The sequence below is a fragment of the Cupriavidus sp. H19C3 genome (assembly GCF_049393815.1).
GTDB lineage: Bacteria > Pseudomonadota > Gammaproteobacteria > Burkholderiales > Burkholderiaceae > Cupriavidus.
On record NZ_CP184985.1, the window covers coordinates 809,163 to 833,820 of the forward strand.

Consider the following 24,658-nt stretch of genomic DNA (forward strand, 5'->3'; position numbering starts at 1 on the left):
GAGCGCTACCGCTTCCGCCGCGCCCATTACTTGCCCTTCCCCTTTTCCGGCATGAACACGGCCACCGCTGATACCACGGCGCCGACGACCTGTGCCACCACGTTCACCTTGTCCGGGTTCGCCCCGAGCGCGATTGCCATGCCCGCAAAGCCGGCCCACGTGGACGGCTCGCGCAAGCGTTGCAGAAAATTCACGATGCTCTCCTGATTCGCGGATAGAGGAAGGCCGCACCGCCCGCGTTCTCGGTCACGGCCCAAGGGGTCACAGGGCGCGCTGCATATGTACCTGTGTAACTGTCAATCGAATAGTCGGGCTGTCGGTCACCGCTCACCAGTGAGTTGAGGAACGTCCCTGCCGGGCACGCGAAAGATGCATCCCACGTGCGCCCCTCCGCTATAGCGCGCTCGCATTCGGTCATGTCCGTCCTGGGGATACCCAGCACGTCACCAATACCCAGCACTGCCCCGCTCGCTGCATCCCCCACCGCCCCCACCAGCGCGCTCGCTGCACCCGCAGCCGCACCCTGTAGTCCGCCGTTTTTTTTTACGACGAAGACGATTGCTGCAATGGCGCTCGCGGCCAGCAGCAGCTTTGCAGTGCTGTCGCGCATGTCAGCCCGCCCAGCTCATGAAGTTGCCCAAGGTCGGCACTTCGACAGGCGATCCGAAGGTATAGGCACCGTTCAGGTTGCCGAACTCGCCGGGCGTAAATCCGTCCGTCGCGTCGCGACCCAAATATCCGAGCCAGCCGCTATTCGCGTTGTAGTCGAGCGCGGCGGACGTCCCACCGCCAAACAGGCCGGACACTGGCGCACCGCCGATGACGGCATCGGGCGAGCCCGCCCCGAACAGGCCTGCGATGGTGCCCACGATGCCGATTCCCGCCTGCGTGTATGCGATGTTTCGTTGCGCCGTCAGATCTGGGCGCAACTGCGTGGCCGTGCCCATCGGCACGCCCGTTGCCGAGAACGCGGCGCGCGACCGCATCGCGAGGAACGCCATAGCGCCGATGGCGGCGATCAGCAGAAAATCCGGCCCGCCGCCCCCTGCATGTCCCTTAGCCATACACCACACCCCCTGCCGCTTCGAATGCGGCCTGCAAGTCCGCGAGCGCGCGCTCGGGCTGGCCGTAGCCAGCACCGGGCATGCTCGCCCAAATTTTTCGCACTTTGCGCACTGCCTGCGCGAAACGGCCCGCGTCCACGTCGCCCAGCGCGCCCGCCTCGCGAATCAACTCGATCGCGGCGGCGTCCTGGCTCTGCGGCGAAAAGTCCGGCAGGCCGAGGCGCGCGGCCAGCGTGTCCCACGTTCGAATCAGGAACTGATAGGCGCCCGCCGCGCTGCTCGTGATCGGCTTTCCGTTCGACTTGCGCGTGATGTACTGGCGCGGGTGGTCCGCGAGCGAGTCGAACAGCCCGCCGCCGAACAGCGTGCGATATCCATCGCGCCCCGCGGTGCCCTCCGCCGTGCGGATCGTCAGCAGGAATGCGGATCGATTCAGCGATGCCTGTCCCATGTCGATGTCCTGTTCGCCGCCGAACAGCGTGCCGTCGGCGGCGTCGTAAAAGTAGTTTTCAGCTTGGTCAAGGATGTCGGGCATCTGCGCGCCGGGTTCCTCGCTTCGCTGCCAGTCTCGCCAGACCACATAGCCCACGGCGGCGAGTGCCAGCAGCGCGAACTCATACCGCGTCATCGTCAGAACGCCTCTTCGTAGAACTCGAAATTCACGCCAATATCCTCGCCAACATTGGCTAGGCCATTCAGCACGATCAGCCCGCAGCCCGGCGCGATCTGGATTGGCTCTGAGAATTTCAGAACCCGCAGAGCCTTGTCGAACGCCATGAGGTTTGTAGCGCCGATCAGAGTTGCAGACGATTGGACGCGCAGTTCCGCCGACGAATTCGTAGCCCCGATCTTCTTCGAGGCCGGGTTCCCGAAGATCGTACTCAGTGGCCCGTTATGGCCGCGCACGCCGACACCGCTAGATAGTGTTCCGCCCGTGATAACGGACACCTGCTCAACGAACAGGTTTTTGGTATTTCCAGCCGGGTTCCAGAGTTCGACGTGCGGATATAAAGCGCCCCCTGCGGTTTGGTACGCGTAGCCGCTGAATGCAAGCCCGCCCATCGTCCGCGCCTTGCCGCCGTCGATGACATCGACGGTGCCCGCGATGCGCTGGTCAAAGAAGTCCCCCGAGCCGATCAGCAGGAAGCCTTGCAGCGGCACGCTGCCACGATTGAAGACGACCCAGCGTGTCACCTGTTCGCTGAATCGGAAGCCCTGTCCTGGCCTCAGGCTGATATTGCCCTGTGCGTAGTTCGGACGAATCTCGATCTTTGCGAACGGATCGACAGCAGACAGAAACTGGATGCGGTCTCCGGCCACGTCAATATTCTGCGCGCCACCTGGCTGGATGTTCAGGTCGTATTGTTGTACCGATTCAATGATTCCCACGGTCACCCCTTAAGCTTGCTCACGGCCACGATGCCGGCCAGCACGAGACCACCGGCAACAAGGAACTTCTGGCCCGTGCTGATTTCCTGCACGTTGCTGTATGCCTCTTTGACGTTGGCCGTTGCGTTCTCATTTACCGTCTTGGCCGTGTCCAGCAGCTTTCCCATGGCATCGAGGAAGCCCTTTCCGTTCACCGCCTGCTGGTCGAACGTCAGCTTCATGCCGTCCTTGAGAATGCCCATTGCATCCGCCGTGGACTTGAATGCGCTCTCGGTACTGCCGCGCGAGAAGTCGAACGCCATGCCGATGGCGCCGTTGTCCAGCACCGTATTTCCCGATCCGTTGACGCCGACGCTCGCACCATCGTTCACCATCCGGTTGTCGGTATTGGTCGTTGTCGTCGTTGTCGTGCTGACGTTGGACGAACTACTTTCGCGCTTGGCGCCATCGCCAAAGAAACTACCCATGATCTTTCCCCATGCGCTTGCGCATTAGCACCGCATCACTTCGATAGCCTAGGCGCTGCAGCTTGCGCACCATGCCCCTCCGGCACGTTGTCACGCGGATGGAATCTGCTTCCCTGCACTGCCACTCGATCAGCGGCATGACCTCCGCCACAAGATCGCAGTCCGCGCGTCCATGGGCCAGCGCCACTTCGACTTCGATAGCGTCAAGGTACCTGTGCGCAATCGCCACGTACCACATGACCGGCTCGCCGTCCCGGTAGACACGGCAGAACACGCCGCCATTGCGGAGATACTCAGTGGTCGGCCGAAGCCCACCACTGGTATCCGTCTTGCGCAGCGTCTTTCCCGAGAATGCCGTCAGGATTTCCGCGTCGTGCGCGTCCGTCCACGGCTCCGGCTTTATCTCCATGCGCATTTAGCCGCGGCTCCGGAAATACGCGAGCGCAATCACTGCGCCCGCGATCAGCACCATCGGGTTTTGCAGCAGGCTCAATGCCTGCCCCGCCGTCGCCTGCACTGCGCTGGTGACGGTGGGCAACGCCCTGGCATCGCTGCCACCGGTCGCAACCACCCAACCCGAGCCGTCGAAATGCTGGTCGAACATGCCGGACCCAGAAATCGCGGTGTTGCTGGGATCCGGCCCGCCCATCATCTGTCCGGCCACGGACGCGGCGCCCATGATGCCTGCGGCCCATGGGTTCGCGGCGGCAACGCCACCGATTCCGACGTTGATAGGCAAGCCGGCCATCAGGTTTTCTCCGCGATCAGCCAGATTGCCAAACCGGCGATCGCAATCGGCATGAGACCGCCGCCAAAGAGCGCGAACGCCGGCATTGCCCCCTGCGGCGCGGTCGTGACAGTCAGGCCACCCGACTGAATGACCGCCGCCGTGTTGGTGTTCTGTAGCGCGCGCACGGTCTGCACGTCGATGAGACGCGACAGACCGAGGCGCAGCACATCGGCGGCACTCTGCGCCAGCGGGTTCAAGTCGCTGGCACCCCCCGCCGTGCTCACCATCGGGTCGGAGTAGTACGACTGTGGCTGGACTTCATCCCACATGGCGCCTCCCGATTACAGGTTGAACGGCAGGTCGATGCACTCGACGTACACGTCCAGACCATCGGCAGCGGTCAGGAACGCATTGAACTCCAGCGCCGCAGCATCGGCGGTTTTCAGCGCCCCCGACTGGTTGTTGTCGAAGATGAAGTCCACGCAATAGTGCTTGGACTGCGGCACCTTACGCTGCTCCTGCTGCATGAACCGGGCCACGCGGCTCGTCGCTTCGAACACGATGAGGCCGTTCTTCTTGACCTCCATCTTGTTGACGTTGCCGTCGGTGGTCGACGTCCAGTCGGTGCCGGCGTAGAAGACGTGCACGCGCTTGATAAGCGCGCCCTTGGCCGCGAAGTTGATCGGAAACTTGCCGGCAACGCTGGTCGACGCCGGGAAGTACAGCAGCTTGTGGATCAGTTCACCGGCGCCCTGGCCTTGCGGCGGGGTGAGGAACATGTAGCCGGCCAGTTGCGGCGCGGTAGCGCCCGCGATGGTGATTTCCAGATTCAGGTTGTCGGGCCACGCGGTCAGGTCGAATCCGCCTACCTCCTTGCCATCGATGCTGGGCGCGTCGCGCTCGGTGAAATCGATGGTCAGAAAATTGGCGTCGTCGTAGATACCCTTGTACTTGTTGATGGCATCGAGGCGAGTGCCGCTCACGTTGTACACGGTGCGCGCGCCGATCTTGACCTTGATATCGGTGATCATCGCCTTCGTAAAGGCGGTGCCGGCCAGCGCGAGCACGATGCGCGTCAGCGTGTTGGCGTAGCGCGGCACTTGCAGCGTGGCGACGCCCGATGCTACGACGTTCAGGAACGGAGGAAGTTGTTGGACGATTGCCATGTTTTTTCTCAGCCCACCAGTGCGGTGGCAACGAGTTGATCGGTCACCGGCAGGCGGCGCAGGACGTAGATGGTCAAGAGCACCAGCGCGGTTGTCTTGACGGCGTTTTTGACTTCGCTCACGAGGCGTCTCCTCCCACGACTCAGCCGAGGAACTTGCGCAGCGAATCCGGCAGGTACTGCTTGCCGAAATTGATGATGACCAGCGAAACAGCCGTCATGGCGACGGCCTTGCCGATTTCCTTCACGCTCATGGTTTTCTCCCGATAGGATGCGTGTTTGCAAACTCGGGGCTGTCCCCCGCTGTTGAGCCTTCACTATGGAGAGCGACAGCGGGGTCCCACAAGGCGAGGCCGTTACGTTACGTTCTCGGCATCGGATTCGGGCAACGTACGTACGTTACGTTCGAGCGGTGCGGTGTTGTTCCCGCGTGAATCCAGTTGCCCGTACCCCGTTTCGCCCGTCTTCATATTCCGCTCGATGTACTGGAACACGTTCGCTTGGTCGTCGGCGCGCAGGTTCCTGACGTCATCCACGGGCACGCCGAGCACCGCCGACATGACCGCGATATCGTTTTTGTCGTTCAGGCGGCAGCAGTGCAGCAGTGTGCAGTTGCCGAGGAACGTTTTGTCGATCACCGCGGGCCGTTGCGTGACCGCGAATAGCGTCATCGCACGGTGCCTCCCCTTGCGCGACAGACGCGACCAGTAGGGCGGCGCATAGCTCGCGCTGGTGACGTCTGCCACCTCCTCTACCACCACGCACAGGCGTTCGATGTGATACGCGATTTCGCAGAATAGATCGAACTTCCAACGATACGTGCTCATGTCGTCGCCGGGCTGGTAGACGATGCTGAACGTATCCGTGCTGGTGAGCGCGGCGAGCCGCTCCACCAGTTCGCGAGAATCGGTCACGGTGTCCCCGAACTCGGTGTATTCGTCCTGGGGGTCCCAGATCAGCAGCCGCGGCGGTTTCATGATCCGCAAGCCGTCCTTGAGCCATCGAGATTTTCCACTGCCCGACGCGCCGATAACGCCCACGATGCGGGCAACGTTCTGACTTCCGACCATCATTCCCCCACTGCGCGCAGTCGCCCGCCGTTGTCCTGCATGTTGGCTCCGAGTCTTTCGTTCACCTGAGTCGGCACCACGGATGACGGCGGCGCATCGTCCACCGTTCGCGCCGCCTCCTGTTCGGCCCGCCATTGCTTGTGGGCGACGACCGTAGCGAGCGCGAGCGGCCCGGCCACCATCAGCAGCCCGATTTCCGGGCCCGCCATGATGCCGCCCACGGACAAGCCGTATTTGTTCGCCACAGGCACGATGGCCGCAGCGAGGGCCTTGATCGCCTCCGGCGTGTAGATGGTCGGTACGTACGGCAGCGCGGGCGATAGCGCGGCCACCAGCACGTTCAAGGTCATCTCCCATTCGACAGCCGGGTCGATTGGCTCGGGCTCGCCCGGCAGGGGCGGCAGGTCGGCGCCGGCTTGGCTCTCGAATGCGTGTGCCTTGCGCCGCAGGGTATCCAGCGCGTCAAGCTCGATCAGGCTGCCCATGACATGAGCCCTCCCCCTACCTGATTTGCCGTACGTACGGGATCGGGCGCCGTTACGTTACGTTCGTTCGTTGGACCGTCGCCAATGATGAAGCGCTCGCGGATTCGTTCGTCGGCGTCGTCGGATCGGGCGAATAGCTGGATGCCGCAGCCGGGCGCGGTGCACGTAACGCACACCCGCCCGTTTTTCATCGGCTTCCAGCGCGCGCCCTGGCCACATACCGGACAGGTGCACGTGCTCGGCATATCAGGCCCCCTGCCCGGCTTGGAGCGCCGCGCGGATGATGGTTTCGACCGCGACAGTCGCCGTGGTGTCGGGTGGCAGATTGGCGATAGCCGTCACGCCGGCAGCCATCATTTCGGTCGTCGGCTCGGTCGGTGGCGACAGCGCCTGTTCGGCCATGGCAAACACCATTTCCGCCTGATGCAGCGCGGCGCCGTACTGAGTGGCACCGGTGTCGCTCACATGCGGCCCGACGCTCTGTACCTCCGCTAGCAGCGCCGCCAGTTCAGTCTTGATGGTGGACATGTGACGCTCCCTTGAGTTGATCGATTGCCGATGCCATGTCTTTCAGCAACTGGCGGATGTCGGCGGGCAGGATGCCGCCATAGACCAGCAGCGCCCGGTCGGCGCGCTGCGCAAAAGTCCTCTCACTCACGATGTTTCCCCTCTGCGTTGATGGCCTTGCGGCCCCGAATCGGCCCCTTCGAGCCGCCTTATCCAGTCGGGCCGGCGTTCTACCGGACCCGACGCGCTGCGCGCGCCGTTGGGGCGCGTACAGTTATTGACACGAGTCCGAGTGCTCGCGGCTTCGCCGCTGCGCTCAACCCGTGACCATTGGTAGCGCGTCGCCGGCACGAACACGGCATCGCACGTCAGATCACCCGACACAGCCATGCGGTACCACTGCGGCGCCTCTACGCCGCGCGGCACGCGCCGCAGCGCGAGCCCGTATCGGCCCGCCTCCATGCTCTCGGTGTAGCGAATCGAAATGCGGCGCCTCTCGCCGGCCACGCCGCCCTGTGCCCGGGCGTACTCGGCCCAGCTTGCGGCCTTATCGTCGGTGCGCTGCGCGGCGTTCCAGGCGGCAACGATGGCCGGCGCGTCCTGCGCGTCCGGCAAGTCTTCTGCCTTCACCCGCCGCAGCTCTCGCCATACACCTACCGGCGCCCCTCCGAATGCTTGAAATTGCCGGATGCCCCACGTTGCCGCCCATGCCTCGACGCGCTGCGCCGGCACGATTACGTCATCGCCCAGCCAGTCGGCTTGCACCGTGTAGCCTTCACCCGTCTTGTGCTCACCCACGGCGTGGCCGTCGATGTTCTTTGCGATGTACTTCGCGATGTAGCCCACCGCCGACCCTTTAGCGCGGTCGATATGCTCGAATCGCACCCGGCGCTGCTGTGCGCCGGCTTCGTCGCCGCTATCGCGCAGGGCGTGCGTGCGGATGACTTCGCAGACCTCGTGCGTGCGATCGGAGAACAGCAGGCCGTGCCAGTGCGGGCATCCATCGTGGTGCGGCTCCGCAACGCGCATGCCGAAAAATGTGATGCCACGGCGCCCAAGGTCGGCCCGGATGCGCGCCCATACCTTACGCAAATAGCCCTGCGCCGCACGCGGGTCCGCACCTTCATACTTCGGATTCGGTTGGAACTTGTGTCCGGCCTGACGCACGGCGTGGAATCGGCTCGGGCACGTGATCGTGAACATGACGCCGGCAAAGCCTGCCGCGTCGGCAAGCTCTTCGCTTCCCTTGAGCCGCGTCATCAACTCGCCCCGGCGCAGCGCCTTGTTTGCGACTGACCGCTCCGCCAGTTCGGCCAGCGTGAATTGCTGGCCGTGCTCGTTCTCGAGTTTCACCGCTGCCAGAGTCGCGGCGTTGCGGCGGTTCTGTGCCACGCGACGCCGAACGGCATCGTTGCTCGCGTAGGGGTCGCTCCGGTAGTGGACGTAATGCAGTCGGATGTTCGAATGTTCCAGCGCGCGGATATGCTTCGTGCGCAGGCGGCGGCGCCACCATAGTTCACAGCGCACGCGCGCTACCTTGTCCGCCGCGCCCGGGAAATCCGGGGGCTCGACACCCTGGCGCTCGCACTCGCGCATGCACACGATCAATGCATCGTCAGGGGCAAGGCCGTTCGTACGTAGGAGCACGTCCGCCGATATCTGGCGGGCCTTCATGCAGATTTCGTAGTCGCTCGCGTCGGGGCGTACCGGCATGTCTTTCGGTGCATGCTCGGCCATGAATGCGGCCACCGCAGTCGCTGCCGCTCCGAGATCAAACATGTCCGGCCGGCCTAGCTTTTCGGCGCTGGCCCGCCCTGCCCTGTCCGCCGCGCGCATCGCCCGGTTGTACCAGCGCATCGGCACGCGCGCCCGCGCTTCCCGAAGTTCGGGAAGCGCGGGCATCGCCTCTGCCGCGTCGCGCAGGTATCCCCACATGGTCAGTAGCGCCAGTTCTTGATGGCTGACTTGTGGGTCGCGAGAATCGCGCGCGCCTGTTCCAGCGCGGCGAACGCGATCGCGTCGCTACGCTCGCTGCGCGCTGCAGCGCTGCTCGCATTGGCCGTCTGGTGGCTCGGGTGGAGTGGCTTCGGGTCGTTCTTTGGGTTGTAGCCCATGTCACGCTCCCAGCCAGTAAAAGAAGCGATCCAGCAAGACGCTGGCGCGCGTGGCGCGGCGGAAATACGGGCCATCTATGGTGAAGCCGCCGAGGGCGGCGCGGTAGATGCGGGCGGGCTTCATTCGTTCACCTCTACGATGCGCGCGACGATCACATCCGGTGCAACTCTCACCAGCACGACGAAGTGTTCGTCGCACCCGCCTTCGTCCACATCGCAGAGAACAAAATGCGGAATCCGCATGACGACGCCGGCCTCCGCTGCCACCTGATTTGCTGCACCACAGTGCGGGCACTTGGCCGAGATTTGTAACTTCATGTGACCACCCCCTGTATCCCTACCCTGTCGGAGAAGGCCCCCAACCCCGGGGGCAGGCGTGGCGCCACGCTGGCGGATCAGGCCAGCACTGGCGGGGTAGGCACCAGCCGGCGCCACGTCTGGGACGGAATATAGTCACCCCCGATTTACATGTCAATGAAAGATGACGTCACCCTCCATTGCGCTTGACAGTCACCGGCCAATGACTATCCTGCGGTCTGGGTAGACTTCTTAGGGGTAGTGATGAAAACGACTCTTGAATACGTGGACGCCGTGAAGGTCAGACTTGACCTGCCGTCCGACTATGCGATTGCCAAGGCGCTGTGCGTTTCGCGTCAAGCAGTGAGCCAGTACCGTCAAGGCAAGGCAGCCTTTGATGACCTGACAGCCGTCCGTGTGGCAGAAATCCTTGGACTGAACCCGATGGAAGTCATCGCGGCCGCGAATCGTGAGCGCGCCAAGAGCGACGATGCACGCCGCGTGTGGACCGGCCTTTTCGACCGCTTCGCCGTAAATTTTGAAGCCCTGCTGACCGTGATGGGACAGCGCCGGAGCCCCGCTCTGGCGTAGGTCAGCAGGTAGTCCCGTCCGAGCCACCACGTATTATGTTAAATAAAGGATCTGCCATAAAGATCAGCCACGTGTATCCCGTGTACTTCCCCCATGAAACATACACACGTGATGGTATAGTCGCCGCGCTGTATCGGAATGCTCCAGGCGGCACTGCAATGCGTTCTTCGGCGCCGTGATCCTGGGCCCGACCCACAAGGCGTTTGGCGATGCGGTACGCCCCGTCAACGTGCAATTGCGCCTGGGGTATGCAAGGGAACTGATGGGCACCGGCCGGCAAATCACGGTTCTCTCGCAGGACGGTACGCTGTTCCCGGCGCCGGGTGTGGCACTGTCGCGCGACTATGTCACGGGCGGCGCCAGCGTAAGCTTCCGGCCGTCGAAGGCAACGATCGTCTCGCTGGGATACGACGGGCTGATCAATACCGGGCACGCTTCGGCCCAGTCGGGCTACGCGCGGTTCGATTACCGGTTCCGAGCGACCTCAGGGGCGGACAGGACGAAGATGGCGCGGCACCATCGGTTCTCGACCTGAGCGCCCCCTCTCCGGCACCATCCGCACCGGCTTAATAGAACGCCACGTTGAACGGGCTCGGCGCGGTCGGCGCGGCGCCACCCACGACCACCGGCGCGCCCGTAAGCGGGTCGAGCCGATACACGGTGACATCGCCCGAAGTGGAGTTGGCCACGTAGAGGAAGGAGCCCGTGGCGTCGAGTGCCAGGCCAATGGGCTGGATGCCCGCCGCTATCGTGGTGATCGGTGACAGTGCTCCCGTGGCCGGATCGATCTGATATGCGGTGACGTTGTCGTCGGCCTGGTTGCCGACGTACAGGTAACGGCCGGTGGGATGCACCGCGATGCCGCGCGCGCCGGAGCCTGCCGGGGCCTCGGAGGCCAGCGTCAACGTCCCCGTATCCGGGTCCACCCCGTAGACCGCAATCTTGTTCTGGCCCATCAGGTTCACGTACAGGAATTTTCCATCGCGGCTCATCGCGATGGTGTAGGTATTGGCGACCGTGAAAGGCGATCCCGCGATCTGCGATAGCGCGCCGTTCGCGCCGATGTCGTACACGAAGATACTGGCGCTGCCGCTGTCGCTCACAAAGGCATGCTTGCCGGTTGGATCGATCACCATCCCGCGCGGGCCGAAGCCGGCAGCGAACGGCGATCCGGGGACCGCCGTCAATGCGCCGGTGCTGCCATCGACGGCGTAGGCGGAAACGCTGCCGGACAGGCTCAAAGCGTAGAAAAAGTTTCCGCTCGGGTGCGGCACCACGGCCTGCACCGAGGTGTTGGTCGTATAGGGCGAACCGGCTGCCTGGGTCAGCGCCCCGCTGCCGGCATCGATCTGGTACACCGCCACCCCGCCGCCGCTGGCGCTGTTGCTGTTGCCGGCAAAGAGGAACCGGCGCAACGGGTCGACGGCAACGATATAGGGGGACGGGAACGGCGTCGTGACACTACCCGTGGAAAGCAGCGCGCCGGTCGTCGCGTCCGCGGCGAAGGTGCTGATGTCGCTCGACGCGACATTGGCGACATAGGCAAACCGCGAGGTCTGCGTGGTGCAGTTGACGGTGACGTCGCTCACGTCCGTATCGGCCGCGGTACCGGATGCCGCGCCCACCGTGCATTGCTGGAGCGGGAAGGCGGGCGGCGTCTTGACCGTAACGGTGTACCCCGCCCCGCGCGCCACCGGCGTGGAGAACACAAAGGTACCGTTGCCATTGATCACCAGATCATCGCCGGCGTTATTCTGCAAGACCATCCCGATGCCGGTGATCCCGCTGGCCGTGCCGCGGATGTTCACGCTGGTGGTCGAGCACGTCACCGTGGCGGTGTTGGCGCCGGTCTCGCTGGCCGTGCCCGCACCGCCGTTGACGGTGCAGAGCTGGTTAGGCGCAGTCGGCTGGGTTTTGACGGTCACCGCATAGGGGGAACCCGCCGCAACCGGATTGCCGAAGGTGAATTGGCCGTTGGCGGCCACGCCGAGATCGTCGCCGGCGTTATTCTGCAGAATCAGGCCCTGTCCAATCAGCCCGGTGACAGATGCGTGGACGGCCACGTTGACCGGCGGCGGCGAACCGTTGCCGCCAGCGGCGCCACCCCCACTACCCCCACCGGCGCCGGTGTCCCCATCCCCGCCGCAAGCGGCCAGCGACAGCGCGCTCAACAGCATGACGGCAATCCGTGAAACACGCTGGCGCGCCCGCGCCTGTGGTTCGACTGTTCTTGTCATGACCAACCCGCCCCGTATTTGTTATTGCCCGACGCGCATGATCAAACGCCCCAGGTTACTCGTTGCGCCGAATAGTAGCATCGCGATGCCAGCCTGAGAATTGGTAGGAATTACAAAGGCTTGCCCTACATTTGCGGACAGATCGCAGCCCGTACCGCGCGCGGCGATATCTGACCGGACACTGGTAATTGCGGGCCTGGCGACTACCATGAGCCGAAAATACCGGCGCGGAGGCTTCCATGGCGCGATCGCGGAGACCGCATCCCACCTCGGCGCAATGCCAGAGCGCGATTGCCCGTCTGCTTGCGCAGGGACATCTCGACGAGGCGCGCAGACACGTCAAGGCACACCTGAGGCTGGCCCCGGCAGATCCATGGCTGCTTAACGAAGCGGGCCGCCTGAGCCGGCGTGCCGGGGACCTGGCCGAGGCCGAGCGTTGCTATCGGCGGCTCCTGGCCCAGAATCCGTGCGATGCCGGCGCGCTCAATGGCCTCGGGCTGACGCGCTATGACGGCGACGATCTTGTTGCCGCGGAGCAACTGTATCGGCAGGCATTGCAACACGTGCCCGCTTACAGCGCCTGCCATAACAATCTCGCCGTGCTGCTGCACCGGTGCGATCGGCACCAGGAAGCCATTGCCGCGTATCGGGCCGCGCTACAGCATGATCCGCACTATCACGCCGCGCGTTACGGGCTGGCCACGGTGCTTGCCCACGCCGGCGAGCTGGCCGCCGCCGAAGCGTGCGTACGCACGTATCTGCAAGCGTATCCGCACGACACCCGCGCACAGACGACACTGGGCATGGTCCTGCTGCAACAAGGCCGCTTTGGCGAAGGATGGCCGCTGTATCGGGCGCGCTACGCGGCCGACAATCCGCAGCGCTTTGTGACCCTGCCCGACTGGCCGGTGCCTTACTGGCAGGGCCAGTCGTTGCAAGGCCGCACACTGCTGGTGCTGTGCGAGCAGGGTTTTGGCGATGCCCTGCAGTTTGCGCGCTACCTGTGCCGCATCAAGGATGAACATGGCGCCGCGCGCGTGCTGCTGGTATGCCGCGAGCCGTTACGAACGCTGCTGGCTACGCTCGCGAACGTCGACGCGGTCCTGGTCACGGCCCCGCGTGACGCGCTGCCACCGTTCGATGCCTGGTGCATGCTGCTCGATGTGCCTGCGCATTTTGTCGAGAGCGCCACCCCGTTTGCGCCCTGCCCGCCCTACCTGCGGGTGCCGGAGCCGGTGAGCACGTCGTTGAGATTGCCGGAAGACCGCCACCGACCCGGCGCAAAGCGGATGCGCGTCGGCCTGGTCTGGCGCGGCGCGGCGGCGCATCTCAATGACCGCCACCGCTCCTTGCACGGCCTGGATGATCTCGCGCCGCTGCTGGGCCGCACGGATATCCAATGGGTCAGCCTGCAGAAAGGCGCGGGCGAAGACGACGCGCGCACGGCCGCGCGGCAGGGCAAGCTGCTCGCGCTCGGACACACCCTGCACGGCTTTGCCGATACCGCCGCGGTGGTGGCGCAACTCGATCTGGTGATCACGGTCGATACCGCGGTCGCGCATCTTGCCGGTGCGATGGATGTGCCGTGCTGGGTCATGCTGCCCGCGCTGGCGCGCGACTGGCGCTGGCTCGAGGGGCAGACCCGCTCGCCGTGGTATCCGCGCATGCAGCTGTTCCCGCGCGGCGCCACCGAAAGCTGGCGCGAGGTGGTGGCGCGCATGGCGCGGCAACTGCCTGCGTCTGCCGCGCCCTCCTCCACCGCTCAATAGTCCACGGTCATCGATACCTTGAACGTGCGCGGATTGCCGATATACAGCGTGCTCGCCGAGGTGGAAACACCTGCCCAGTAATCCTTGTTGGCGACGTTTTCCACGGCGGCGCGCAGCGTGTAGCGCATCTGCGACGCCTTGAAGGTATAGCGGGCACCGAGGTCGAAGCGGTTCCACGACGGCAGCGCGATCGTGTTCTGCGTGTTCGCGTACTGGCGGCCAGTCTGGATAAAGCGGCCAGATACGGTGGCGCCGGCCAGGAACGGCAGATCGTATTCCCCGCTCAGCGTCAGCGTGTAGTTAGGCACGCCCACGCCCTTCTTGCCTTCGGTGAGCGGATTGCCCGTGTTCTGGTACGCCGAATCGATATACGACACGCCGCCCAGCAGACGCACGCCACGCAGCGGTTCGCCAAACACGTTCAGTTCCACCCCGCGGTTGCGCAGGTCCTGCAGCCCAAACACGTTGCCCGCCTGAGTAGTGCCGATCGGTTGCTCGATCTGGAAGAAGGCCAGGGTCGTGCCGAACCTGCCCGCGTCGTACTTCACGCCGGCTTCATGTTGCTTCGACTTGCTGGGCGGGAATACCTCGCCGCGATTGACGGCGGTATTGCCGGCGGTCGGGCCCTGCGCCAGGCTCTGGATGTAGTTGTAGTACAGCGACAGGTTTTCCAGCGGCTTGACCACCAGCCCGAACATCGGCGACGTCGCCGACTCGCTGTATGCCGAAGTCTGCGCGCCATTGGCGGTGGCATAGCCGCGCACGTTGATGACCTGCTGACGCACGCCCGCGGTGAACAGGATGCGGTCGTTGAGGAAGCCGAGCGTATCGGACAGCGACACGCCGTTGAGGTTGACGCGCTGCGTCACGTACGGATCGGACATGTTGCCCGTGGCCGGGGCGGCCGGATACGGCACGATCGGCGCGTGATAGAGATTGGTGGCAAAGCTGCCCGAGAACTCGAACGCGGTCGCCTTCTTCTGCTCCAGTCCGGACCAGCTCAGGTTGACCGTATGCCCGACCGGACCGGTCACGAACTTGCCGCGCACCCCCACCTCGCCGCTGTAGGTGTCCTGCTCGAACGGCACGGTCAGGCGCGTGGCGGTGCCAAAGCCATTGTTGCCGACGCTCGCGCCGCTATAGCTGCCGAACTCGTTGGTATGGTGCGCGCCGAAGGCGGCGTAGGCGGTCCAGTCCTGCGCGACATCGTATTCGGCGCGGATCGTGCCGTAGATGTCCTCGAGGGACGAATTGGTCCACGGCTGGGCGAAGTTGGTGGTGGCGGACGGCACCGGCGGCAGCGCCGTGCCCGTCAGGCTGACCGTGCTGCGGCCCTGGTAGATGCGTTGCTTCTGGTAGCCGAAGTCGGCATTGACGCGGAATTTGTCGCCCTGGTAATCCATGCCGAGCGTGAACAGACGCTGCTGGCGGCTTTCGTTGTCGATGGCGGTATCGCCGCCACGTGCCATGGCGTTGACGCGTACGCCGAACTGCTTCCTGTCGCCGAAGCGGCGTCCCACGTCGATATGGCCGCCGGCCTGGCCGTCGCTGGTGTAGTCGAGCGTGCCCTGCGTGACCGGTGCCGCGGTGGCGTACTTCGGTACCAGGTTGATGGTGCCGCCGACACTGCTGCCGCCGGGGGAGACGCCGGTCAGGAAGGCGTTGGCGCCACGGAACACTTCCACGCGCTCCAGGCCTTCGGTGGAAGCGAGCTGGCGCGGCGCAATGCCGTACAGGCCGTTGTAGCTGATGTCGTCGGAGGTCAGCGTAAAGCCGCGCACGACGAAGGTTTCGGAGAAATTGCCGAAGCCCGAGCTGACACGCACGGCCGGATCGTCGGCCAGCACCTGTCCCACTGTCCGTGCCTGCTGGTTCTGCATCTGCTCGGCCGTGTAAGACGTAATGCTGAACGGCACATCCATGAAGTCCTGGTTGCCGAGCAGGCCGATGCGCGCGCCGCGTGCCACCTGGTCACCGGCATAGGCGGGCGGCAACTGGTCGGGCGTGGCCTCACCGCGCACGGTCACAGTGGGGAGCGTCGCGGACTGGGCAGGCGCGCTCGCTTCCTGGGCGGCGGCCAGGGTCGGCAGCGTGCCGGCGGCGGCCAGTGCAAGGACGAGGTGGCGCATCTGGAGCGGCGCACGAACATGGCGCGAAGCCGCGCGGGTATGGACGGATGACAAACTGAAACTCCCTGAAGGTAAGAAGCCGGCGCTGGCGAAGCCGTCGCCAGGCCGCGGAGAGACCCGATTTCCGAAGTGGATGGCTGCCGCTACGTCGGCGGCAGCCTGGTTGGCTACGACAACATGAGAAATCCGACTGCAAGCATGGAAAGCGCGGCCGCCGCCGGTGCCAGGCGGCGGGTCAGGCGGGGTGCGGTGGAGACCAGGGCGACCGTGCCCCACGCGCAGACCGACAGCACGCCGGCCCAATAGAGCAGGCCGAAGGCCCAGCCTTCCGTGACCACGCAGGCCACGAGCGCCAGCGCGAGCGCGAGATAGCCCTGAGTGCGCAGGCGCAGCACGTGGGCACGCGCGGGCTCGCTGCCGCGGCCGTGCAATTCCGCGTGATGACGGTCGATGGACTGGGCAAGCCAGGCAAAGCCGCTGAAAGCGAAACCGAGCCCGGCAAAGCCGGCCCAGGCGAGACCGCTCGTCATGACAGGTCTCCCGCCATCGCGCGCGGCACAACCGGTGCACGCAGCCGGGGCTTGCGCCCGAGCCACCATGCGGTGGCGCCAAAGCCGGTGCCAAGCGCCAGTACCACCAGATCGAAACCGATCACCGGCGCGGGCAGACGCGTGAGCGCCGCCGAGGTCGTCACGGCATCGAGCACTGGGAGGGTGGCAAACAGCACCGCGACGAGGCCCAGCATGGCGCGCCACATGCCCCGCGTGGGACGCCACTGGCCCAGCAAGGCGACCGCTGCCCAGGCGATAAAGAACGCGCGAATCTCCATGTCGGAACGGTGCGCAAGGTCGGCCGGCAGCAGCCGGTTGGCCCAGAAATACGCGGCAAACGCCATCGGCACGCCGGCAATTGCGCCCAGGTTCAGTGCCTCGACCAGGCGCAAGCCGAATGGCGTGCGTCCGGTCTGCGCGATGGCGCGCGCTTGCTGCTGGCGGGTCTTCACCGCCCATAGCAACGCGCCTGTCGCGACCATCAGGCAACCCGCCAGACCGGAAAGGAAGAACAGCGCGCGCAACAGCGGCGGCGCAAAGCTGGCGATATGCAGGCCGACCATCACGCCGCGCGTGGCATTGGCCGGCGGCACCGTATCGCCGAGCATGGCGCGTAGCGCGCCCGTGGCGCCATCGAAGACCACCGTGGGCGGCTGCGACGTCAGGTTGCGGCCGTTGTCGCGCATGACGGAGACCAGTGCCTGCGCATCGTTGGGCCGATCGATGGAGATCCGTAGCGGCCGGGTGCCGTCCCAATGGTCGATGGCCTGCCGCACCATCGGTCCGATCGGGGCCAGCGGCGCGGCCACGCCGGCCGCCTTGACCTGTGGCGCCCGCGCGGCGAGTTCGGCGTTGAAGGCCTTGTCGTCGCCGCGGTACACCGCCTGGATGCCCCAGGGCATATACAGGAACAGCAGCGTGACCAGACCCGTATAGGTGATCATCAGGTGGAACGGCAACGCGAGCACGGCGGCCACGTTATGGCCGTCGAGCCAGGACCGCTGGCCCTTGCGCGGGCGAAATGTGAAGAAGTCCGCAAAGATGCGCCGGTGCGTGATCACGCCGCTGACAATGGCCACCAGCATGAACATCGTGCAGACGCCGATGATCCAGCGCCCCCATTTGGCGGGCATGTAGTGCAGATCGAAGTGCAGCCGGTACAGGAATTCGCCGCCGCGCGTCTCGCGCGCGCCGGGCACGGGCGCACCGGTGGTGGCGTCGAGGTGGCGGGTTTCCAGTCGTGCGCGTGCGCCCTTGCCGGCATCGTCGGGCCCGGCCTTGCGCAGCCAGAACGCCGTAATGGTGGGCCGACGGTCGTTCGGCATCTGGATAAACCAGCGCTCGGCGTCGGGGGCTTGACGCTGCAGGAAGGCCACCGCCTGCTCGGCGGCCGCGACCGGCGCCACCGGGGCGGCCAGGCGCGCATGCCATTCGGGCTTCATCCAGGTGGAAATCTCTTCCTTGACGTAGCTGGCGGTGCCGCTGCAGTACACCAGGAACAACACCCAGCAGACCAGCAGGCCGGACCATGTATGTAGCCACGCCATGGCCTGGCGCAGGCCCTGAGGCTTGTTGAGGTCTGACATCTCGGACGCCCTGCCGCTACTGCACGCGCATGGCGAGCCAGCCCAATGCGAATACCAGGCCGGGCAGGACCAGACCGCCCCAGGCGCGCACGGCCGAGCGCGCGACAAACACCCAGATCACGGCCAGCACGTACCAGACGAACGAAAGCATGGTGGCCGTGACCACGGCTTCGGCGCGGACCATGCCGGCCCAGCGCACGAGCGCCAGGGACAGGCAGCCGGTTGCCAGGGCGGCCACGGCATAGCCTCCCAGGACGGCGGCGGTCGCACGCGATGCCACCGCGAGGCGGTATTGAATCGAGGGGCGCTGGGTCATGCGGAACAATTACCTGCGAATCAGAATACGAACGCGCATGATAATGGTTCTCATGTTCATTGTCTGCACTTGTAGGATGACGCGCATGTCTGGCGTTGCAGACAATGGGAGACATGTCGTAAAAATGTTAAACATCGGCGAGCCGGTTTCACGGCTCGACGGATTAGAATGGCGTGCCCCCTGGAGGCCTTGATTCCTTGCATAACAAAGATTTGGAGACGTAATGAACTTTGCATTCCCCCGCCGCGTTGCCACGCTGGTCACCGTGGCCGCCGCCGCCTTTGGCGCCATGCCCCTCGCCCAGGCCGAAGACGCCTGGCCCAACAAACCGATCATGCTGGTCTCACCGTACGCACCGGGTGGCACTACTGACGTGCTGGCCCGCCTGCTGTCCACCCGCCTGGGCGAAAAGCTGGGCCAACCGATCGTGGTGGAAAACCGTCCCGGCGCCGGCGGCAACATCGGCACCGCATACGTGGCCAAGGCCAAGCCGGACGGCTACACGTTCCTGCTCGCGGCAAGCGGCCCGATCGTGATCGCCGGTGCGCTCTATCCGAAGCTGAACTACAACCCGCAGAAGGACTTCACGGCGGTCTCGCCGCTGGCACACACGAGCTTCGTGGTGGCGGTCAACGCCAAGTCGGGCCTGAACTCGCTCAACGACATCATCGCCAAGGGCAAGGAAGGCAAGCTCGCCTTCGGTTCGGCCGGCTCCGGCACGCCGCAACACATCATCGGCGAGATGTTCAACGTGGCTGCCCAGACCAAGATCCAGCACATTCCGTACAAGGGATCGGGCCCGCTGCTGAACGACCTCGTCGGTGGCCAGGTGCCGCTTGCGTTCGAGAACCCGCTGCCGATCATGCAGCAGGTCAAGGCCGGCAACCTGAAGGTGATCGCCGTGACCGGCGCGCAGCGCTCGCCGGCCATGCCCGACGTGCCTACGCTGGCCGAAGCCGGCATCAAGGGCTTCGACGCCCAGCCGTGGTACGGCCTGCTTGGCCCGGCCGGTCTGCCGCAAGCCATTACCGATCGCATGAACGCCGAAGTGCAGGCCATCCTCGCTTCGCCGGACGTCAAGGCGCAACTGGCCGGCCTGGGCGTGGAGCCGATGGCCATGAAGCCGCAGCAATACCAGCAGTTCATCTCGACCGAGATCACCAAGTGGGGCGCCGCGGTGAAGGCGTCGGGCGCAACGGTCGACTAAGCGGTATCCTCCGTACCGATCGCACGCCTCCCCAAGCTCACGCGCGCGCCTCGCCCACGGGCAAGGGCGCGTGGGAGCGTGGGGAGCGCGCGGCAGCCTGACCTCAACCCACGCCCCACGCAATGCCGCCGCTGCCCGACTCCGCTTCCAACTCCGGTCCCAACTCCGCTGCCGATTCCCCCATCGACTACCCTGCCCTCGTGGCGCTGGCACAGCATTCCGACGCCGTGACCGCGCCGTGCGCGTGCGTCAAGTCGCTCTCCGCCGCCTGGGAAAGCCAGCCGGTCTCGTTTCCCGAAGACCAGCTGCGCGAGGTCGGCACCCTGCGTGTCAGCGAGGACGAACCCCCGTTCGACGAATACCATCCCGCGCGCACCCAGTTCTGGTCGCCGGAAGCACCCATCGCCCCGCGCTATTTTCCGTATAACCGCTGCGACGTCTGGGCCTGCACCGTGTGTGGGCGGCACTTCCTGCGCTATGTGGAAGGCGGCGGGTACTTTGTCGACCGCCGCATCCGCAAGCTCGCCGCGGCGCTGCTCGTCGACGCACCGCTGTAATTGCCGCGCGGCGTGCCGCCCGAGGGGCGGCGGCCACGCTCACCGGCGTTTGCCATCCGCTAGAATCGCGGCAGATTTCCACCACCTCATATCTGCAGTGACGCTTCCGCAGGGTTTTATCCTGACCCGGCACTGGCGCGACACGCCGGCAGGCACCGAAGTCGACTTCTGGCTGGCCACCGACGATGGCCCGCGCCAGCTTCGCCTGCCCTATCAGCCCTCGGTTGCCTTTATCCCGGCCGAGCAGCGCGCGCTTGCCGAAACGGTGCTGCAACCAGGTTCGCGGCACCGGGGCAGCGCGGGCAAGGTCGAGGCCGAACTGCGGCCACTGCAACTGCAGGACTTCCGGCAGCGTCCGGTCATCGGCGTCTACTGCGCGCAGTATCGCCAGCTGCTGCAGGCGGAGAAACTGCTGCGCCAGGCCGGCATCGATGTGTACGAAGGCGATATCCGGCCGCACGAGCGCTACCTGATGGAACGCTTCATCACCGCCCCGGTGCGCTTCAGCGGACAGCCGGATGCGGACGGCGTGCTGCGCGACGCCCAGCTCAAGCCCGATCCCGACTATCGGCCCAACTTGCGGCTGGTGTCGCTCGATATCGAAACCAATGCGTTCGGCGAGCTCTACTCGATCGCGCTGGAGGGCTGCGGCGAGCGTCAGGTCTATATGCTGGGGCCGGCCAACCGCGATACACCCGCCGATCTCGACTTCACGCTCGAATATTGCGAGTCGCGCGCGGCACTGCTCGAACAGCTCAATCAGTGGATGGCCCGTCACGACCCCGATGCGATCATCGGCTGGAACCTGGTCCAGTTCGACCTGCGTGTGCTGCATGAGCATGCCCGGCGCCTGCAGGTACCGTTGCGGCTGGGCCGCGGCGGCGCCGTGCTCGAATGGCGCGAGCACAGCCAGCAGCAGCATTACTTTGCGGGCGCGGCGGGACGCCTCATCATCGACGGCATCGAGGCACTGCGCTCGGCAACGTGGAGCTTTCCGTCGTTCTCGTTGGAAGCGGTGGCGCAAACGCTGCTCGGCGAAGGCAAGGCGATCGACAATCCGTATGACCGCATGGATGCGATCGATCGCATGTTCGCCGAGGACAAGCCCGCGCTCGCGCATTACAACCTGCAGGACTGCGTGCTGGTCACGCGTATCTTCGAGCAGACGGAACTGCTGTCGTTCCTGCTGGAGCGCGCCACCGTCACGGGGCTGCCGGCCGACCGCAGCGGCGGCTCGGTGGCGGCGTTCACGCACCTGTACATGCCGCTCATGCATCGCCAGGGCTATGTCGCGCCCAACCTTGGCACCTTGCAGCCGGAGGCCAGCCCCGGCGGCTTTGTCATGGATTCGCGGCCGGGGCTGTACGAGTCGGTACTGGTGCTCGACTACAAGAGCCTGTATCCGTCGATCATCCGCACCTTCCTGATCGACCCGATCGGCCTGGTGGAAGGCATGGGCAGCAGCGATCCGGCGGCGTCGGTGCCGGGTTATCGTGGTGCGCGTTTTTCCCGCACCCGGCACTGCCTGCCGGCCATCGTCGCGCGGGTATGGCAGGGGCGCGAGGCCGCCAAGCGCGAACACAACAAGCCGCTGTCGCAGGCGCTCAAGATCATCATGAACGCGTTCTACGGCGTGCTCGGATCCAGCGGCTGCCGTTTCTTCGACCCACGGCTGGCGTCCTCGATCACGCTGCGCGGACACGAAATCATGCGGCAGACGCGCGCGTTGATCGAGGCGCGCGGCTACGACGTGATCTATGGCGATACCGATTCGACCTTCGTCTGGCTCAAGCGGCCGCATTCGGAGGCGGATGCCGCGGCCATTGGGCACGATCTGGTGCAGCAGGTCAACCAGTGGTGGCGCGAACATCTGCGCAAGACATTCGACCTCGACAGCGCGCTGGAGCTGCAGTTCGAAACCCATTTCCGCCGCTTCCTGATGCCGACCATCCGCGGCACCGACCTCGGCAGCAAGAAACGCTACGCGGGCCAGGTGCTGCGGCCCGATGGCCGTAGCGAAATGGTGTTCAAGGGGCTGGAGACCGTGCGTACCGACTGGTCTCCGCTTGCGCAGCAATTCCAGCAGACGCTGTACCAGCGCGTGTTCGACCGCGAGCCGTATCAGGACTATGTGCGGGAGACCGTCCGCAAGACCCTGGCGGGCGAGCTCGACGATCAGCTGGTCTATCGCAAGCGCCTGCGCCGGCAGCTCGACGACTATCAGCGCAATGTGCCGCCGCATGTGCGCGCCGCGCGCATGGCCGACGAGTTCAACGCGCAGCAGGGTCGGCCGCGCCAGTACCAGCATGGCGGCTGGATCAGCTATGTGATGACGGTGGCCGGGCCCGAGCCGCTGGAGACGCGCCGGTCGCCGATCGACTATGCCCATTACATCGGCAAGCAGTTGCAGCCCGTGGCCGATGCGATCCTGCCGTTTCTCGGGGATGACTTCGATACGCTGCTGACGGGGCAGATGGAGCTGTTTGGCGGCGGCTGAACCGCGCATGTTGCGGCGCGGCGAGGCCGTGCGCGCGCAAGCCGTTAAACTGGCGGCTGTTGTGCGTGGCGTTCTGCCTGGTGTGCTGTCGGCTCGTCTGCGCCACCATCGTCGCCACTCACGCATTCACGCATTCACGCCATTCCGGCATCACTGCCATCACCGCCACCCTCAACCTCGCCGTCATGTCCGTCGCCCCAACCTCTCCCGCCCGCTCCAAGGCCCTGCGCATGGCCGCCAGCGTACTCGTGCTGCGCGATGGCGCCGACGGCATGGAAGTCCTGCTGATGCAGCGACCCGAGCGCAGCGACGACCGCAGCAGCGGCGCCTACGTGTTTCCCGGTGGCACGCTCGATTCGCAGGACGCGGCACTCCATCCGCTATGCGTCGGCCTCGACGATGCCGCCGCGAGCGCCCGCCTTGGGACGCCGGGCAACGGGCTCGATTTCTACCTGTGCGCGATTCGCGAGGCGTTTGAAGAGGCCGGCCTGCTGTTCGCGCGCGACCGCGCCGGCCAGCTGATCGCGCTCGACGATCTCGACACCGCCACGCAGGACACGCTGCGCGATGCGGCGCGCTATGGCGGCAAGGGTCTGTCGCATGTGTGCGAGACGCTGGACCTGCGCATTGCCGTCGACGAACTCGCCTATGTGAGCCACTGGCTGACCCCGCCGGGACTGGCCAAGCGCTTCGACACCCGCTTCTTCCTGGCTCTGGCGCCCGCACGGCAGACGGCCACCCACGATGGCGTGGAAGCGGTCGACCATCGCTGGATCCGGCCCGTCGATGCGCTGCACGAAGCGAGCGGCATGTCGTTCGTCAATGTCACGCGCAGGATGCTGCAGTCGATCTCGCACTTCACCAGCGCGGCGGCATGCATCCAGCATGCGCGCCAGCTGCGCAGCATCGTGCAGATCATGCCGCGGCTGGCCACGGGCGCCAGGGGCGTGCTTCCGGTCATGCCCGAGGAAGCGCCCTATGCGGAGATCGGCAAGATCGATCCGGACGGCGCCGGCCATGGCCGCTATGCGCTGGAGCCCGATGTCGCGGTGACACTGTCCGAACGCGTGATCCGCGTGACGGCGAACAACGGCAGCGTGATGACGGGGCCGGGCACCAACACGTATCTGATCGCCGGTGCGGACAACCAGTGGGCCGTGCTCGACCCCGGCCCGGACGACACCGCGCATATCGATGCGGTGCTGGCGGCCGCGCCCGGACCGATCCGCTGGATCCTGGCCACGCATACCCACCTCGACCATTCGCCGGCCGCCGTGCGCATGCGCGCCGCCACCGGCGCCATCGTGCTGGGCCGCGTGACCACCGTGCGGGATCGGCAAGACCCGACCTTCGCGCCCGATCGCATGCCCGAGCATGGCGAACGCATCGCGTTGAGTACGCATACCACGCTGCGCGTGGTACACACCCCGGGCCATGCCTCGAATCATCTGTGCTTCCTGCTGGAGGAAGAAAAGATGCTGTTCACGGGCGACCATGTGATGCAGGGATCGACCGTGGTCATCAATCCGCCGGACGGCGATATGCACGCGTACCTGGCGTCATTGCATGCGCTGCTCGCGGAAGACATCGACTGGATCGCCCCCGGCCACGGTTTCCTGATGGCACGCCCGCACGATGCGATCCGCCTGTTGATCCGCCACCGGCAACAACGCGAAGCCAAGGTCGTCAACGCGCTGCGCGCGCTCGGCCCGGCGGATATCGCCACGGTGCTGGCCAGCGTCTACGACGACGTGCCGGCCCGCATGCATCCGGTGGCGCAACGTTCGTTGCTCGCGCATCTGCACAAGCTGGTGTTGGACGGCGTGGCGGTAGAAGCCGACGGCCGCTGGCAACTGGGCTGAGCGGGCGCCTGCAGGCCATGCCGCGCAAGCCAGTCCGGGTCCGCGAGCCCGGACGGTCAACCACGCGT

The 24,658-nt window shown here is 65.5% G+C and carries 30 protein-coding genes; 7 read left to right on the forward strand and 23 right to left on the reverse strand.

Annotated elements, in window-relative coordinates:
• Positions 1–26: 26 nt before the first annotated feature.
• From DFLDMN_RS03610 to DFLDMN_RS03695, 18 genes are all read right to left on the reverse strand, one after another.
• Positions 27–194, reverse strand: a complete 168-nt coding sequence (locus DFLDMN_RS03610) for a hypothetical protein (RefSeq protein ID WP_423197140.1) — start codon at positions 192–194, stop codon at positions 27–29.
• Positions 191–610 carry a hypothetical protein gene (locus DFLDMN_RS03615; RefSeq protein WP_423197141.1) on the reverse strand — a complete coding sequence of 140 codons (420 nt, stop codon included), beginning with the start codon at positions 608–610 and terminating at the stop codon, positions 191–193. The genes DFLDMN_RS03610 and DFLDMN_RS03615 overlap by 4 nt, the downstream gene beginning before the upstream one ends.
• A 1-nt stretch (position 611) precedes the next feature.
• The gene (locus tag DFLDMN_RS03620; RefSeq protein WP_423197142.1) at positions 612–1,064 is read right to left on the reverse strand and encodes a hypothetical protein; all 453 of its coding nucleotides are present in this window, start codon (positions 1,062–1,064) and stop codon (positions 612–614) included.
• Positions 1,057–1,692 carry a glycoside hydrolase family 104 protein gene (locus DFLDMN_RS03625; protein WP_423197143.1) on the reverse strand — a complete coding sequence of 212 codons (636 nt, stop codon included), beginning with the start codon at positions 1,690–1,692 and terminating at the stop codon, positions 1,057–1,059. The genes DFLDMN_RS03620 and DFLDMN_RS03625 overlap by 8 nt, the downstream gene beginning before the upstream one ends.
• A gap of 2 nt (positions 1,693–1,694) precedes the next feature.
• Entirely contained in the window at positions 1,695–2,453 is a 759-nt protein-coding gene (locus tag DFLDMN_RS03630; protein WP_423197144.1) for a hypothetical protein, read from the reverse strand.
• A gap of 2 nt (positions 2,454–2,455) precedes the next feature.
• Positions 2,456–2,920, reverse strand: coding sequence for a hypothetical protein (locus DFLDMN_RS03635; RefSeq protein WP_423197145.1), 465 nt, complete (start codon positions 2,918–2,920; stop codon positions 2,456–2,458).
• Positions 2,913–3,335: a hypothetical protein gene (locus tag DFLDMN_RS03640; RefSeq protein WP_423197146.1), complete on the reverse strand. Its 423-nt coding sequence runs from the start codon at positions 3,333–3,335 to the stop codon at positions 2,913–2,915. The genes DFLDMN_RS03635 and DFLDMN_RS03640 overlap by 8 nt, the downstream gene beginning before the upstream one ends.
• Positions 3,336–3,668, reverse strand: a complete 333-nt coding sequence (locus DFLDMN_RS03645; protein ID WP_423197147.1) for a hypothetical protein — start codon at positions 3,666–3,668, stop codon at positions 3,336–3,338.
• Entirely contained in the window at positions 3,668–3,979 is a 312-nt protein-coding gene (locus tag DFLDMN_RS03650) for a hypothetical protein (protein WP_423197148.1), read from the reverse strand. Before DFLDMN_RS03650 ends, DFLDMN_RS03645 begins: the two co-directional genes overlap by 1 nt.
• Positions 3,980–3,991: 12 nt before the next feature.
• Positions 3,992–4,816: a major capsid protein P2 gene (locus tag DFLDMN_RS03655; RefSeq protein ID WP_423197149.1), complete on the reverse strand. Its 825-nt coding sequence runs from the start codon at positions 4,814–4,816 to the stop codon at positions 3,992–3,994.
• Between the two features lie 355 nt (positions 4,817–5,171).
• A complete protein-coding gene (locus tag DFLDMN_RS03660) occupies positions 5,172–5,888 on the reverse strand; it encodes a hypothetical protein (RefSeq protein ID WP_423197150.1) in 717 nt (238 codons plus the stop codon).
• Positions 5,885–6,370: a hypothetical protein gene (locus DFLDMN_RS03665; RefSeq protein WP_423197151.1), complete on the reverse strand. Its 486-nt coding sequence runs from the start codon at positions 6,368–6,370 to the stop codon at positions 5,885–5,887. The genes DFLDMN_RS03660 and DFLDMN_RS03665 overlap by 4 nt, the downstream gene beginning before the upstream one ends.
• Positions 6,371–6,616: 246 nt before the next feature.
• Entirely contained in the window at positions 6,617–6,898 is a 282-nt protein-coding gene (locus tag DFLDMN_RS03670; protein WP_423197152.1) for a hypothetical protein, read from the reverse strand.
• Positions 6,879–7,028: a hypothetical protein gene (locus DFLDMN_RS03675; protein ID WP_423197153.1), complete on the reverse strand. Its 150-nt coding sequence runs from the start codon at positions 7,026–7,028 to the stop codon at positions 6,879–6,881. Before DFLDMN_RS03675 ends, DFLDMN_RS03670 begins: the two co-directional genes overlap by 20 nt.
• Entirely contained in the window at positions 7,025–8,812 is a 1,788-nt protein-coding gene (locus tag DFLDMN_RS03680; protein ID WP_423197154.1) for a replication endonuclease, read from the reverse strand. Before DFLDMN_RS03680 ends, DFLDMN_RS03675 begins: the two co-directional genes overlap by 4 nt.
• Before the next feature lie 2 nt (positions 8,813–8,814).
• Entirely contained in the window at positions 8,815–8,991 is a 177-nt protein-coding gene (locus DFLDMN_RS03685) for a hypothetical protein (RefSeq protein ID WP_423197155.1), read from the reverse strand.
• Position 8,992: 1 nt separating this feature from the next.
• The gene (locus DFLDMN_RS03690; protein WP_423197156.1) at positions 8,993–9,115 is read right to left on the reverse strand and encodes a hypothetical protein; all 123 of its coding nucleotides are present in this window, start codon (positions 9,113–9,115) and stop codon (positions 8,993–8,995) included.
• Positions 9,112–9,309, reverse strand: a complete 198-nt coding sequence (locus tag DFLDMN_RS03695) for a hypothetical protein (RefSeq protein ID WP_423197157.1) — start codon at positions 9,307–9,309, stop codon at positions 9,112–9,114. The genes DFLDMN_RS03690 and DFLDMN_RS03695 overlap by 4 nt, the downstream gene beginning before the upstream one ends.
• A 243-nt stretch (positions 9,310–9,552) precedes the next feature.
• Between DFLDMN_RS03695 and DFLDMN_RS03700 the strand changes: the two genes are divergently transcribed.
• Both DFLDMN_RS03700 and DFLDMN_RS03705 read left to right on the forward strand, forming a co-directional pair.
• Positions 9,553–9,879 (forward strand): helix-turn-helix domain-containing protein, encoded by a 327-nt coding sequence (locus tag DFLDMN_RS03700; RefSeq protein ID WP_423197158.1) that lies wholly within the window; start codon positions 9,553–9,555, stop codon positions 9,877–9,879.
• Positions 9,880–10,054: 175 nt separating this feature from the next.
• Entirely contained in the window at positions 10,055–10,414 is a 360-nt protein-coding gene (locus DFLDMN_RS03705) for a hypothetical protein (RefSeq protein ID WP_423197159.1), read from the forward strand.
• Between the two features lie 31 nt (positions 10,415–10,445).
• On the opposite strand, the gene DFLDMN_RS03710 is transcribed toward DFLDMN_RS03705, so the two are convergent.
• Positions 10,446–12,056: a lactonase family protein gene (locus tag DFLDMN_RS03710; protein WP_423197160.1), complete on the reverse strand. Its 1,611-nt coding sequence runs from the start codon at positions 12,054–12,056 to the stop codon at positions 10,446–10,448.
• 299 nt (positions 12,057–12,355) lie between these two features.
• On the opposite strand from DFLDMN_RS03710, the gene DFLDMN_RS03715 reads away from it, so the two are divergent.
• A complete protein-coding gene (locus DFLDMN_RS03715; protein ID WP_423197161.1) occupies positions 12,356–13,885 on the forward strand; it encodes a tetratricopeptide repeat protein in 1,530 nt (509 codons plus the stop codon).
• On the opposite strand, the gene DFLDMN_RS03720 is transcribed toward DFLDMN_RS03715, so the two are convergent.
• From DFLDMN_RS03720 to DFLDMN_RS03735, 4 genes are all read right to left on the reverse strand, one after another.
• On the reverse strand, positions 13,879–16,014 hold the full coding sequence (locus tag DFLDMN_RS03720) for a TonB-dependent receptor (protein ID WP_423197162.1): 2,136 nt from the start codon (positions 16,012–16,014) through the stop codon (positions 13,879–13,881). The two genes, DFLDMN_RS03715 and DFLDMN_RS03720, sit on opposite strands and share 7 nt — an antisense overlap.
• Positions 16,015–16,181: 167 nt before the next feature.
• The gene (locus DFLDMN_RS03725; RefSeq protein ID WP_423197163.1) at positions 16,182–16,544 is read right to left on the reverse strand and encodes a DUF3325 domain-containing protein; all 363 of its coding nucleotides are present in this window, start codon (positions 16,542–16,544) and stop codon (positions 16,182–16,184) included.
• A complete protein-coding gene (locus tag DFLDMN_RS03730) occupies positions 16,541–18,151 on the reverse strand; it encodes a PepSY-associated TM helix domain-containing protein (protein ID WP_423197164.1) in 1,611 nt (536 codons plus the stop codon). The genes DFLDMN_RS03725 and DFLDMN_RS03730 overlap by 4 nt, the downstream gene beginning before the upstream one ends.
• 16 nt (positions 18,152–18,167) lie before the next feature.
• On the reverse strand, positions 18,168–18,467 hold the full coding sequence (locus DFLDMN_RS03735; RefSeq protein WP_423197165.1) for an iron transporter: 300 nt from the start codon (positions 18,465–18,467) through the stop codon (positions 18,168–18,170).
• A gap of 223 nt (positions 18,468–18,690) precedes the next feature.
• On the opposite strand from DFLDMN_RS03735, the gene DFLDMN_RS03740 reads away from it, so the two are divergent.
• The 4 genes from DFLDMN_RS03740 to DFLDMN_RS03755 all read left to right on the forward strand — a co-directional run bounded on the left by DFLDMN_RS03740 (position 18,691) and on the right by DFLDMN_RS03755 (position 24,590).
• The gene (locus tag DFLDMN_RS03740) at positions 18,691–19,674 is read left to right on the forward strand and encodes a Bug family tripartite tricarboxylate transporter substrate binding protein (RefSeq protein ID WP_423197166.1); all 984 of its coding nucleotides are present in this window, start codon (positions 18,691–18,693) and stop codon (positions 19,672–19,674) included.
• Positions 19,675–19,796: 122 nt separating this feature from the next.
• Positions 19,797–20,231, forward strand: coding sequence for a hypothetical protein (locus DFLDMN_RS03745; RefSeq protein ID WP_423197167.1), 435 nt, complete (start codon positions 19,797–19,799; stop codon positions 20,229–20,231).
• A gap of 97 nt (positions 20,232–20,328) precedes the next feature.
• Positions 20,329–22,728 (forward strand): DNA polymerase II, encoded by a 2,400-nt coding sequence (locus tag DFLDMN_RS03750; RefSeq protein ID WP_423197168.1) that lies wholly within the window; start codon positions 20,329–20,331, stop codon positions 22,726–22,728.
• A gap of 185 nt (positions 22,729–22,913) precedes the next feature.
• On the forward strand, positions 22,914–24,590 hold the full coding sequence (locus DFLDMN_RS03755; RefSeq protein ID WP_423197169.1) for an MBL fold metallo-hydrolase: 1,677 nt from the start codon (positions 22,914–22,916) through the stop codon (positions 24,588–24,590).
• Positions 24,591–24,658 lie beyond the last annotated feature (68 nt).